At 42.7% G+C, this 13,898-nt stretch carries 6 protein-coding genes; all 6 read left to right on the top strand.

Features of this window, described 5'->3' with window-relative positions:
• Positions 1-751: 751 nt before the first annotated feature.
• The 6 genes from Q1Y74_RS01405 to Q1Y74_RS01380 are packed head-to-tail and all read left to right on the top strand — an operon-like array spanning position 752 to position 13,895.
• Positions 752-3,910 carry a TonB-dependent receptor gene (locus Q1Y74_RS01405; protein WP_300811912.1) on the top strand — a complete coding sequence of 1,053 codons (3,159 nt, stop codon included), beginning with the start codon at positions 752-754 and terminating at the stop codon, positions 3,908-3,910.
• 11 nt (positions 3,911-3,921) lie between these two features.
• The gene (locus tag Q1Y74_RS01400; protein ID WP_300811911.1) at positions 3,922-5,877 is read left to right on the top strand and encodes a RagB/SusD family nutrient uptake outer membrane protein; all 1,956 of its coding nucleotides are present in this window, start codon (positions 3,922-3,924) and stop codon (positions 5,875-5,877) included.
• A gap of 50 nt (positions 5,878-5,927) precedes the next feature.
• Positions 5,928-8,786 (top strand): SusC/RagA family TonB-linked outer membrane protein, encoded by a 2,859-nt coding sequence (locus tag Q1Y74_RS01395; protein ID WP_300811910.1) that lies wholly within the window; start codon positions 5,928-5,930, stop codon positions 8,784-8,786.
• Positions 8,787-8,803: 17 nt separating this feature from the next.
• A complete protein-coding gene (locus Q1Y74_RS01390; RefSeq protein WP_300811909.1) occupies positions 8,804-10,609 on the top strand; it encodes a RagB/SusD family nutrient uptake outer membrane protein in 1,806 nt (601 codons plus the stop codon).
• Positions 10,610-10,641: 32 nt separating this feature from the next.
• Positions 10,642-11,679 carry a DUF5627 domain-containing protein gene (locus tag Q1Y74_RS01385; protein ID WP_300811908.1) on the top strand — a complete coding sequence of 346 codons (1,038 nt, stop codon included), beginning with the start codon at positions 10,642-10,644 and terminating at the stop codon, positions 11,677-11,679.
• 47 nt (positions 11,680-11,726) lie between these two features.
• The gene (locus Q1Y74_RS01380; RefSeq protein ID WP_300811907.1) at positions 11,727-13,895 is read left to right on the top strand and encodes an endo-1,4-beta-xylanase; all 2,169 of its coding nucleotides are present in this window, start codon (positions 11,727-11,729) and stop codon (positions 13,893-13,895) included.
• Positions 13,896-13,898 lie beyond the last annotated feature (3 nt).

Raw genomic sequence — 13,898 nt, 5'->3', positions numbered from 1 at the left:
TGAAGAATTGAAATTTATGTGAAAGATATCTGTTGATGCCGACTGCCAAACAAAGAAACAGTCCTATTCCGATGCCTTCACGCTTTCATTCTGTCGGAATCTGCTGATATATAGTGTGGTATGGTGAAACATGACACCTCCTGGTGAAATCGGGCTGCACATTTTTCGTGTGTCGACTCATTTTTTGCCTGTAAACGATGCTTTTTCCGGTGACAGAGCTTTGGATTGAGGCCGATTATGCCTGATTTTGTGTTTTAACTCTAGAGTTACATCTTTTTTTCGCTACGTTACAACACTTTTTTTAGAAGTGTTTTTGGAATTTTAATGTGGAAATTTTAGTGTGTTCCAGGGGCGATTTTATCCGCTGATGTAACTTTTGTATGTACTTTCTGTGCATTTTTAGCATATTGATTATCAGTTTATTATATGCTCCTGTGTAACATGGGCAGAGGTTTATGTAACATTCGAAAGAATGATGTAATGCCAACAAAAGAATATGTATCACATTCCTGTTAATAAGATGAAATATTTCAATACTTTTGCAATGAAAAGCGGCCTGGTCTAATGCTGGAGAAACAAGGCGGAAAAATGATGCTTCTTCCTTCCATCTGATTGTGGCGCAAGTGACATTATATTTTTTAAATCAAAATAACTGTATAATTATGAAACAAAAGTATGACGACGGTTAGGACTGTTCTTCGTTGTGACAGTTTGTAAAAAAGAGAAAATGTTTAATTAACATCTTAAACTAATGGTAATGAAAAATGTAAGAAAGAAAATTCAGAAAATTCCTTGCCTATTCCTTTTGATGCTATTCAGTTGCTTTTCGGCAATGGCACAAAAGAGTATAACAGTCAGGGGAACCGTTTTCGACAGCACAGGTGAAACGGTCATTGGGGCATCGGTCGTAGTGAAGGGCAATACATCAATAGGTACGATTTCAGATATAGACGGTAATTTTATGTTGACCGTGCCCAGTGAAAATACGATTCTTGTGATATCATTCGTTGGTATGAAGTCGCAGGAAGTGAAAGCAACTTCCAACAAATTGATTAAGGTTACTTTGGAAGATGATTCACAGCAGTTGCAGGAGGTCGTAGTAGTTGGTTATGGCCAGCAGAAGAAAGCATCGGTAGTTGGTGCTATCACGCAGACTACAGGTAAAGTTTTGGAGCGTGCGGCTGGTGTAAGTGATATCGGTGCAGCCTTGACCGGTAATCTTCCGGGTGTGGTAACTACTACGGGCACAGGTATGCCGGGCGAGGAAGACCCGAAAATTACTATCCGTGGTGCAAGTTCTTGGAACAATAATGAAGATCCGTTGGTGTTGGTTGATGGTATCGAACGTCCGATGAGTTCGGTTGACATTACTTCCGTTCAGTCCATTTCAGTATTGAAGGATGCATCGGCTACGGCTGTATACGGTGTGAAAGGTGCAAACGGTGTTATCTTGATTACCACCAAACGCGGTACCGAAGGTAGTGCCAAGATTGATGTAGGTTTTAATGCTACTTTGAAATCTCCTTCTAAATTGCCTAATAAATATGATTCTTACGATGCTTTGATGTTTCGTAATGTGGCTATTGAACATGAATTGGCATTGGCTCCTCAGTCGTGGGCTGATATTCGTCCTCAAGCTTTCATTGAGAATTATCGAAATCAGACAACTGTGGAACAGCGCGAACGCTATCCGAATGTAGACTGGCAGAAGGCTTTGTTCAAAGATAACACAATGTCTTACAACGCTAACATCAATATCAGTGGTGGAACCAAGTTTGTTAAATATTTCGCTTCGGCTGATTATGTGCATGAAGGTGACCTTTTCCGCGTTTATGATAACGGACGTGGTTACAATTCTGGATATGGTTACGATCGTATAAACGTACGAAGCAACCTTGACTTCAATATCACAAAGACTACTGTATTGAAGATTAATTTAGCTGGTTCAAATGGCATTCGTAAGGCTCCTTGGAGCAATTCGGTCAATAGTGAATGGCAGATAGGTCAGCAATGGTCGGGTGTTTATAATATTCCCCCCGATGTGTTTTTGCCACAGTATTCTGATGGTAGCTGGGGTATGTATCCGAAAGTGTCTAATACTACTAATTCTGTTCAGAATATTTCAATTGGTGGTACAATGCAGACTACGTCAACCCGTATTAATACAGACTTTACACTGGAGCAGGATTTATCATTTATTACGAAAGGTCTTATGGCGCGTGCCACTATTTCGTGGGATAACGAGTTTGTAGAAAACAATCGTGGTATTAACGACTTGTATAATGATTCTCAGTCTAAATGGATTGATCCTGAAACAGGTCAGGTCGTATGGAAGAACTCGTATGATACCAATCAGGGATTTGATTGGACTCAAGGTGTCAACTGGTCTACACAATCTGGTTCTGTAGACAATGGGCAGACAGTGCGCAATCTTTATTATCAGGCTCAGTTAAGTTGGGCACGCAGTTTCGGTAAGCATAATTTATCTGCTATGGGATTGTTCAGCCGGCAGGAGAATGCTCGAGGCAGTGTGATGCCTACTTATCGTGAAGACTGGGCTTTCCGTGTAACCTATAACTGGGCAGACCGTTATTTTATTGAGTATAACGGTGCTTACAATGGCTCTGAGAAGTTCAGTCCTGAAAACCGTTTTGCATTCTTTAATTCCGGTGCTGTGGGCTGGATGATTAGTGAAGAGCCGTTTATGCGTTTCTTACGTGAGAAACGGATTCTTGACATGATGAAGATACGTGCTTCATACGGTGAAATCGGTTCAGACCAATTGGGTGATCCGTTCGATGAATCTCGCCGTTGGTTGTATATGGATTCATGGAAATACGGTGGCCATACTCGTCTGGACTTGAATCATGCCGAGAGTATCTATACATGGTGGTATGAATCTGCTATCGGAAACGAAGATATCCAGTGGGAAGTGGTGAAGAAACTGAATCTTGGTATCGATTACTCGTTCCTTGATGGATTGTTGGCCGGTAGTTTGGAATTCTTCCGCGATACACGTTCTAATATTTTTGTTTTTGGACCTGATCGCTCAATGCCTTCCTATTTCGGTGGAACACCTCCTTCTATTAATAAAGGTAAAATCCGTACAACCGGTTATGAATTGGAATTGCGTGTGAACAAAATACTTGCTAATGGCTTGCGTCTTTGGGGTAACTTCAATATGACTCATGCGCGCAATAAGGTTCTCGTTAAGGATGATCAGGCTTTGCGTCCTGCCTATCAGAAAGCTGCAGGTCATAGCGTGAATCAGTATTATTCTTATATTGATGCAGGTTTTATTCAGAACTACGACCAGTTATATGGTAGTCCTGCTCACGATTCCAGCGATTCGCAGAAGCTGGTCGGTGATTACTATATTGTGGATTACAACGGCGATGGTGTGATTGACAGTAAAGACTCTGTTCCTTGGGGCTATACGAGTTCGCCTGAGAATACGTTCAATGCTACGGTGGGATTTGAATGGAAAGGCTTCAGCGCATTTGCACAGTTCTATGGTGTGACTAATGTAACCCGTGACGTGGGACTTACCAGCTTGGCAAGTAATTTGAATACGGTGTACGATACGGGTACATGGTGGTCGAAGAATACACCGAATGCGGATGTCGTGGTTCCTCGTTGGAACTCCAAACCTACTTACTATGACGGTACACAATATTTGTATGACGGATCCTATATTCGTTTGAAGAATGTGGAGGTGGCCTATACTTGGACAAAAGGCTGGGTAAAGAAGTTGGGCATTGATAATTTGAAGATTTACCTCAATGGTAACAATTTGTGGTTGTGGACTCGTATGCCTGACGACCGTGAAGCTAACCTTTCCGGTGCAGGTTATTTAGGTGCTTATCCTACCGTGAAACGTTATAACTTGGGTATCAAATTCACATTATAAGAAAGTATAAAATGAAAAGAAAATATACATATATATATACTGCGCTCCTTTCGCTTGCTTTGGGATGCGGCATGACTGCGTGTGAGGACTATTTGGACAAAAGCCCTGAAGCTACCGTCAATAAGGAGGACGCATTTAAGGATTTTCGTAATTTCCAGGGATTTGTAGAGGAAATCTATAATTGTATTCCCGATAAAGAAAAATGTAATTATTGTACTTCCTGGAATTGGGGAGATGATGAACTTTTCAATTCGTTGGGTAATGCTCACATGACTAATCAGGTTGATTTGGGTAATTTCCGTTCTTGGGAGACCAATGGGCAGTCTTGGCTAATGACCGGTACCAATAATCCGACTTCTAACGATAGTTTTCATCATTCTCTTTGGGGACATGCGTGGTATTGCATTCGTAAGTGTAATATCGGCCTTGCCAATTTGGATAAGATGGTTGGTACGGACGAAGAACGTGACCTGATTGCAGGTCAACTTTATTTCTTTCGTGCTTGGTGGCATTTTGAAATGATGGAATACTGGGGCGGTCTGCCTTACGTTGATCAGGTGCTTGATGCCACACAAGATTTGACTTTGCCGCGATTAAGCTATCAAGAGTGTGCGGACAAGGCGGCTGCCGATTTTCAACGTGCCGCTGAGCTGCTTCCTATAGATTGGGACAGTACTAATGCCGGTCAGGCAACGGTTGGTAAAAACCAGCTGCGTATCAACAAAATTATGGCTTTAGGTTATTTGGGCAAAAATTATCTGTGGGCTGGTAGTCCTTTGATGAAGAATGGTGCGCAGTTAGGTGGAACCCAAACTTATAATTACGATGAGGCTTATTGTCAGAAAGCTGCTGAAGCTTTCGGTGAATTGCTGAGCTTGGTGGAAAGCGGACAGACACAGTATGCGTTGGCCGAGTATAATTATTCCAATATTTACGACCATGAGAAAGCTAGTGGCGCTTCAACCTGTTTCTCGGACATATTCTATACTCGCCGCCAGAACTGGCAGATGCCAGGTTCGGTAGAGGCTATATTCCGCGGCCCGTCAGGAAGTTCCGGTTCATCTGATGGTAATAATACGAACTGGAACATGTCTAAGCTGTGGGGACCCAAAGTGGCAGGTTTGGTAGAGCATGATGTAATCATTCATCTCCCGACCGCAAATTTGGTAGCAATGTATGGTATGGCCAATGGTCTGCCTTTGGATGATCCTAATTCCGGTTTCGATCCTACCCATCCTTTTAAGGATCGTGATCCGCGTTTCTATCATGATATCGTGTTCGATGGTTTTCACTATGTGCTGGCTGAAGATAAACTGAATGATGCACAGAAGCCTTATGCTTATCTCAACCTTTCAAGTAGTGGCGGTGACATGCGTTCCGATGACATGGGTAGCCGTACCGGTTATTTTTTCCAAAAGCTGATTCCTCATACTTGTAATGTTGGCGATAAGGAATATGATTGGGGTAGTGCCTTGCATTCATATCTCCCTTATATGCGTTTGGCTGACATTTATTTGATGTATGCAGAATCTTGTGCTGCTTTCGGTGGTGCTTCGGGCAAGAGTTCTAACTTCTCCAAGACTGCCCTTGAAGCGGTAAATACCATTCGTGAGCGTTGCGGAGCCGGTTTGGTTGCTGATTCTTATGCGGCCGATAAAAATAAGTTTATGGACGAAATCCGTCGTGAACGTGCTGTCGAACTTTCGATGGAAGGCTTCCGTTTCAATGACTTGCAACGCTGGTTATTGCTCAGCGAGTCACCTTATACGGAAAAATATGCAGTGGAGTTTGATCGTGTGGAAAGTGAAGACTTCTACAAGAATAACGATCCTGCTGATGCCGAAGTGGCCAATTTCCGCCATGTATTACTGGTGAAGCGTGTATTCGGAACAAAACATTATTGGTTCCCATTCCCCGATGATGATGTTTATCTCTATCCTGAGTTTAACCAAAATCCGGGTTGGTAATGTGAAATGGATTTGAAAAACACTTATGTATAATCATAAACGAGTAAACAATGAAATATATACAGACAAGATTCATTCTCTGTGCCATGCTGGCCGCTTCTCCGCTTTTGGCCGGCGCGCAAGCAACAATGGGGAATGAAACCGACTCATTGGCAATCGAAGATGACCAAATGGTTCAGGTTGCTTTCCGAAAGGTGGCTCAGAAAGACCTGTTGGGTGGTGTTTCTGTGGTCAATATGGAGGATTTGACGGAGAAAAACTATAATACTTATAGCTTGGATAATATGCAAGGCTATGTAGGTGGTTGGAATGGCAATTCGCTTTGGGGCATGGATGGTGACAATGCCGGTTACTTGGTGCTTGTTGACGGCGTTCCCCGTGCTGCTGATAACGTGATGCCTTCTGAAATTGCTCAAATCACTTTCTTGAAAGGAGCACAAGCAGTAGTGCTCTATGGCAGTAAAGCTGCTAAGGGAGCTATTGTTATTACCACAAAACGTGGTAAGACAGAAGGACTCAACGTTTCTGTCCGTGCTAATACGGGTTTTAATGTGGCAAAAAGTTTTCCTGAATATTTGGGAGCAGCAGAGTATATGACGCTTTATAATGAGGCTCGTGTCAATGATGGTTTGGATCCGTTGTATTCAGAGACTGAAATTTATAATCACGCTTCTGGTTTGAATCCCTACCGTTATCCGGATATTAACTATTATTCGTCCGATTATGTAAAGAAAGTGTATAATCGTTCGGAGGTAACAGCTGAAATTTCGGGTGGTGGTTCACGTGCTCATTTTTATAGTAATGTCAGCTATTATCGCAATGGCGATTATTTGAATTTTGGTGAGGCCGAGAATAACATGACCGACCGTTTCAATGTTCGTGGTAACGTAGATGTTAACATTAATGATTTTATTAATGCTTATATCAATGCGAATGCTACCTTCTATAATTCCAAAAGCGCCAAAGGTGACTATTGGAATGTAGCTTCGACTGCACGTCCCAATTTCCCGCAACATGCTGCTCCGTTGATCCCGCTGGATATGATTGATCCCAATGCGACTGCTGCTTGGGAATTGTTGAGCACATCGGGTAATATCATTGATGGAAAGTATTTCCTCGCTGGTACGCAGGCAAATCCGACCAATGCTTTTGCCGATGTTTATGCAGCTGGAAGCAGTAAGTGGACAAGTCGTCAATTCCAGTTTGATACGGGTGTTGATATTGACCTTAACAAACTACTGAAAGGTCTTTCATTCAAGGCAATGTTTGCTGTAGACTATGCTACCTCATACACGACTTCGTTTGATAACAATTATGCTATCTTCGTTCCTACATGGTCTAACTACAATGGTAAAGATGTTATTGTGGCTTTGACAAAAGAAGGTCTGGATGAACGTCCTGCCACACAGAATATTAGTGGAAGTTCAGATAAGCAGACAATCGCTTTCACAGGGCAGTTCAACTATCAGAACACATTCCAGAAAGATCACAATGTGTCTGCAATGTTCATAGTTAACGGTTATCAACAAACTATTTCGGCGCAGTATCATCGCATTAGCAATGCTAACTTGGCTTTGCAGGCTGGTTATAATTACAAGCAGCGCTACTATGCAGACTTTGGTGCAGCATTGATTCATTCAGCCAAATTGGCTCCTGGACACCGTAATGCCTTTTCTCCTTCGTTGACTTTAGGATGGCGCCTGAGTGAAGAAAGTTTCCTGAAAGATTCACCAATCGTGGATGATATGATGCTGAGCGTATCAGGTAGTATTTTGAATCAGGATATTGATTTGGTGGTTGATGGAAATGAGTTCTATCTTTATGAAGGTGTTTGGACTCAGGCTGATGGTTATGGTTGGTATGACGGTTCTGCTGGGAAATATACTTTTTCTACCAAAGGTCAGAATGATGACTTGGGTTTCATCAAGCGTAAGGAATTGTCTGTAAATCTTCGTACTTCTTTGTGGAACAAGCTGGTTACAGCCGATGCTTCATTCTTTATTAATTCTACTGAGGGGTATCCGATTAAGAGTCCGACATTCTATCCGTCGTATTTGAGTACATATTATCCTGCTGCTTCATTCTTGCCGATATTAAACTATAACAATAATCGTCGTATCGGATTCGATTTTAGTGTAAATTTGAACCAACGTATCGGTGAAGTAGATTGGTCGCTGGGTGTATCTGGTACTTATTACGATACCAAAGCTACCAGACGTGATGAAATCTATGATGATGCTTACCGCTATCGTGAAGGAAAACCCATTGATGGTATATGGGGTTACCAAAGTGCCGGGCTCTTCCAAGATCAAAATGATATTGACAATTGGGCCGATCAATCCAAACTGGGACAAATCCGTCCGGGAGATATCAAGTACATTGACCAGAACGGTGATGGTATTATCGATGATAAGGACGAAGTTTATCTGGGTAAAGGTGGGTGGTATGGTTCCCCCTTTACATTGGGCATCAACCTTACTGCCAAGTGGAAAGACTTTACTTTCTTTGCATTGGCTACTGGTGGCTTCGGAAGTTATGGTGTAAAGAATAGTTCTTACTATTGGGTAGATGGGGAAGACAAATACTCGGCTGTAGTGCGTGACCGCTGGACAGAAGAAACGGCCGCTACTGCCACTTATCCCCGTTTGTCTACACTGAATGCTAGCAACAACTTCTGTACATCGGACTTTTGGATGTATAAAGCCAACCGATTTGACTTGGCTAAGATTCAGGTTACTTATGATTTGCCTAAACGTTTGTTACGCGGTTCCTTTGTTAAGGAGCTTTCGGCTTACGTTAGTGGAGCTAACCTGCTCACTATTTCTAAAGAACGTGAACACATGGAATTGAATGTGGGCAGCGCTCCTCAGAGCAGATATTATAATATTGGTGTGAAAGCAGTATTTTAACCTAAAAAAAGATTGAAATGAAATTAAAAAATATTTTGTTGTCTACGGCGCTTTTGGCTACCCTTTCGGCTTGTGAAGACATGTTCGAACCTGCCCAGGAGAATAACCGTGGTGTTGAAGAAATGTTTTCTGACCCTAACTATGCTTCGGGTTTGTTGGGGTATGGTTACGCAATGCTCCCTTACGATAACTCCAGCGTGAGTGATGTAGCAACGGATGATGCTGTAACGAATGACTTGACCAGCAACTATTCAAAAATGGCACTTGGTTCTTGGTCTTCAAGCAATAATCCGATGGAACAATGGCAGGCTCGCCGGGCAACCATTCAGTATATTAATACTTTCTTGGGCATTGTGGATCAAGTACATTGGTCGGCTACTGAATCTACCAACCAGATGTATATTGATAAACTCCGTGGAGAGGCTTATGCCTTGCGTGCTTTGAACTATTTTTATTTGATACAGGCACATGGTGGTTGGACTGCCGATGGTCAGTTGTTGGGTGTACCGATGGTATTTGAACCGGAAGATAAGGATTCTGAATTCAATTTGCCACGTAATACTTTCAGCGAGTGTGTGAACTACATCTTTGATGATTTGGATAAGGCTATCGAACTGTTGCCGCTTGACTATGAGAATATCAGCAGCAATGCCGAACTCCCTGTCAAGTACCAGCAGATTGGTGCTGAGATGGGTGGCTACAACTTGGTATTCGGAACCTATCAACGCGGTCGTATTACGAAGCGCATTGCTGAAGCCTTCAAAGCTCAGGTAGCTTTGCTGGCTGCCAGCCCTGCTTATCGTGACGGTTCCGGAGTTACTGCTGAAACGGCAGCCAATTATGCTGCTACTGTACTCAACCGTATTGGAGGTATAAGTGGCATTGATCCGAGAGGAAACACTTGGTATATGAATACAGACGAACTGGATAACATGGGTTCGGGCGAAGTAACTGCCGAAATTTTATGGCGTGGAAACCGTAACAATGGTACTGCAGATTATGATATGGGTATTACGCAGGAAAAGAACAACTTTCCGCCTACACTTTATGGAAGTGGGCGTATTAATCCTACACAAAATCTGGTAGATGCTTTCCCTATGGCTAATGGATATCCTATTACTGATGTCAACAGTGGCTATTCGGCTAGTAATCCTTATGCCAATCGTGACCCGCGTTTGACGGAGTACATTCTCTATAACGAGAGCGAGTATAAGGGAAAGAAGATTATTACCGGATTGTACGCCGACAGCGATAATAAAACCGACGATGGCCTGAACCGCATCGGTACATCTACCCGTACAGGTTACTATTTGCGTAAACTCTTGCGTGAAGACTGTAGTCCCAATCCGAGTTCAATTAATAACAAGTATCACTTCCCGGTACGTATCCGTTATACAGAAATATTCTTGGCTTATGCTGAGGCTGCCAACGATGCTTGGGGGCCTACTGGCAACGGTGGCAATACTTATAGTGCTTATGATGTCATTAAGGCTTTGCGTGCTCGTGGTGGCGTTGGGACTGACAATGGTGATGCCTATCTGGAAAGCATTAAAAACGACAAGGATAAGATGACTGAAATGATTCGCAACGAACGCCGCATTGAATTGTGCTTTGAAAACAAGCGTTTCTGGGATATTCGCCGCTGGAACTTGCCACTTGACGAAACGGCTAAGGGGGTACGTATCGAACAGGGAACCAATGGCTTGAACTACACGATGATTGATGTGGAGATTCGTAACTATCAGGACTATATGCACTACGGACCTATACCGTACACTGAAGTATTGAAATGGAGCAATCTTCAGCAGAATAAGGGTTGGTAAAGATGTTGAATTATAAAATGCAGATAATGAAAATGAAAACAAATAAAGTTATATCATTGATGATGTCGGGTGCTTTGGCGTTTGCCTTTTCTGCCTGCGAGAATGCGGACAGAACGTTTCCTGACTATGAAGGAGGAACAAGCGTCTATTTCGCCTATCAATATCCTGTGCGCACGATTGTGTTGGGTAACGATGAGATAGTTGACAATACGCTTGACAATCAGCATAAGTGTGCCATTTATGCCACTATGGGAGGTGCTTACGGTGGACGAGATATTACTGTTGACATTGCTGTGGATAACACACTTTGCGATAACCTTACTTTCGAGGACGGCTCACCCGTATTGCCTATGCCGGACAATTATTATCAACTGGGTGGAAACCAGATTAAGTATAATGGCGACCACTGGGGATACGTTGAAGTACAGCTTACCGATGCTTTTTTTGCTGACGAGAAGTCTTTGAGTGCAAATTATGTCATTCCAGTGGTGATGAAAGGACAGACTGGGGCTGACCGTATCTTGACTGGTACACCGTTGATTGAAGGTGATCAGCCGGCACGTACCAATTCTGCTTATTGGAGCGTTAAACCAATGGACTATGTTCTTTACTGTGTGAAGTATATGAATCCTTGGCACGGCTCTTATCTGCGTCGGGGAGTAGATCAAATTAAAGTTGATGGTGTGACGAGTACGAATATTCGCCACGAGCAATATGTGGAAAAGGATGAAGTGTGCAGTATCACTACCCAATCGCTTACTACTGCGGTTTTTCCCGTTACTACACAGGATAATAATGGGGTTGCAGTAATATGCAATTTGCTGCTGACCTTCAATGGTAATGAATGTACAATTGCTTCTGGTACTGATGGAATTACGGCTTCCGGTACCGGTAAGTTTGTGGAAGATGGAGAAAAGAAAGCGTGGGGAAACAAGGATCGTGATGCCATTTATCTGGACTATCAGCTGGATTATGGCTTCAAGCAGGTGGCTACCAAAGATACGTTGGTGTTGCAGACCCGTGGCACTAATAAATTGGAGGTATTTACTCCTACCTATAATGCTAACTAGTTGTCTCTTTGATAAAAGGAGGTTTTTATATTTAATTGTATACTAGTATGAAAAACAAATCTTTATTTATAAGTTCATTGGCAATCTTGTCTTTATTCGCTGCTTGTGCCGACGACGCAATCGTTGATTTTCGCACTGAAAAGCCTGCAAGTATTGCTCAATATGAATACCTGAATGTTTACGATGCTTTGAAAACGTATGTAGACCGTTCCGCAAATCCCAACTTTAAGTTGGGAATTGCGTTGGGGGCTAACGATTTCATTGCCGGTACACAAGTGCGCAGCTTAGCAGCATCTAATTTTGATGAAATGACTGCAGGCAATGAAATGAAATATGCTTCTTGCGTCTCCGACGATGGCTCGATGAATTTTTCTACAGTATCGAATTTTGTAACTGCTGCTCAAGCAGCCGGTATGACTATTTACGGACATACATTGGCATGGCATTCACAGCAGAATAACAAGTATCTGAATTCGTTGCTTGCGGATAAAGAAGTTGAAGGAGATGGAAGTGTTACTAATAAATATGCTTATCAGTCTGACTTTGAGGATGGTAATCCAATAGGTGGTTGGGGAAATAATTCTACACGTGAAGTGGTAGATGAAGGACCTGATGGATCGAAATGCTTGAAAATGACTAACCCAAGTGCGGTTAATCCTTGGGAAGCCCAAGCTGCAATTGATGTACCTTTTGAAGGTGGCCAGGTCTATTTCCTGAGCTTTAAAGTTAAAGGTAGTATTGAAGGTTCTATTAGTGCAGCTTTTCAACATAGTGCTGATTATGGTGGTAGAGGAGATTTCCCTTCTATGAATATTACAACAGATTGGACTGAAGTTTTAGTTTCTGCTACTGCACAGGATGGTGCTGACCGCTTCCTTTTTAATTATGGAGCTTATGCTGGTTCTATTTATATAGATGATTTGTCAATTTATTACGAAAGCAGTAGTGGTGAGGTTTCCATTCCTGTTCCTGTTATTGAGGATGATTATTCTAGCGGCAATCCAATAGGCGGATGGGGAGCTGGATTGACTATGTCCGTGGTTGATGGGGTTTGTGTCGTTGAAAATGCTTCTGCTGCACAATCTTGGGAAAAACAATTGTGTTATGAGGTAACTACACCTTTTACCAATGGAACGGTTTATTTTTTACGTCTTAAGATTAAGGGCTCACAGGCAAGTAGCATCGGAGTTAGTTTCCAAAATCCTGATGGATATATTGGCTGTGGTGACTTTCCTGCTTTGAATGTAACTACTGATTGGCAAGAATTAACCGTTTCTACGGCTTGTACAGGAGATGGTGCAACACGGTTATTGTTCAATGTAGGTGCTTATGCGGGAACTTTGTATTTGGACGATGTATGTCTGTACTATGAGAAATCTGCGAATGCTATCCCTCTTACTCCTGAAGAAAAGAAAGACACTCTTACTTGGGCCATGGACAACTGGATTAAGGGTATGATGGAAGCCACCGGCGGTTATGTAACGGCATGGGATGCTGTCAACGAGGCTATTTCCGGTACAGATGGCGACGGCGACGGCTATTATGATCTTCAGTCGGCAGAAAATGGTGATCCCGCTACAAACTTCTATTGGCAGGATTACCTGGGCAGCGAGGATTATGTACGTATCGTAGTGGCAAAAGCCCGTCAATACTTCCAGGAATACGGTGGCAATCCTTCCGACTTGAAACTCTTCATCAACGATTACAATCTGGAATCTTGGTGGGATGGTAATAAGAAGTTGAAGAGTTTGATTCACTGGATTGAAACCTGGGAATCTGATGGCGTGACGAAGATTGATGGTATCGCTACACAGATGCATGTCAGCTACATTCTGAACGAGAATGATCAGAAGGCTCAGGAAGATGCCATTGTCAACATGTTCCAGTTGATGGCTGCTACCGGCAAGCTGATTAAGATTTCCGAGCTGGATATGGGAATTGTAGAGAAGGCGTTCGGTACAGGTATTAAGACAGAGCTTGTTACTTTCGAGCAACAGCAGAAGATGGCTGAGTTCTACAAGTTCATTATCAGCAAATACTTTGAGATTATCCCGGTAGCACAACAATATGGCATCACTCAGTGGTGTGCAACTGACAGTCCTGCCGACTCAGGATGGAGAGGTGGCGAACCTGTTGGTTTGTGGGATATCAACTATAACCGTAAACCTGCTTATGCCGGCTTCGTAGAAGGCTTGCAAAGCGGCAGTGCAAATTAAGTC

It is taken from the genome of uncultured Bacteroides sp. (assembly GCF_949298305.1).
GTDB lineage: Bacteria > Bacteroidota > Bacteroidia > Bacteroidales > Bacteroidaceae > Bacteroides.
This window is presented reverse-complemented; position numbering and strand designations above follow the sequence as displayed.

Bases quoted from the DNA above. Each gene is read 5' to 3' on its own strand.
- Q1Y74_RS01405 (WP_300811912.1), top strand. From the start codon at position 752: ATGGTAATGAAAAATGTAAGAAAGAAAATTCAGAAAATTCCTTGCCTA.
- Q1Y74_RS01400 (WP_300811911.1), top strand. From the start codon at position 3,922: ATGAAAAGAAAATATACATATATATATACTGCGCTCCTTTCGCTTGCT.
- Q1Y74_RS01395 (WP_300811910.1), top strand. From the start codon at position 5,928: ATGAAATATATACAGACAAGATTCATTCTCTGTGCCATGCTGGCCGCT.
- Q1Y74_RS01390 (WP_300811909.1), top strand. From the start codon at position 8,804: ATGAAATTAAAAAATATTTTGTTGTCTACGGCGCTTTTGGCTACCCTT.
- Q1Y74_RS01385 (WP_300811908.1), top strand. From the start codon at position 10,642: ATGAAAACAAATAAAGTTATATCATTGATGATGTCGGGTGCTTTGGCG.
- Q1Y74_RS01380 (WP_300811907.1), top strand. From the start codon at position 11,727: ATGAAAAACAAATCTTTATTTATAAGTTCATTGGCAATCTTGTCTTTA.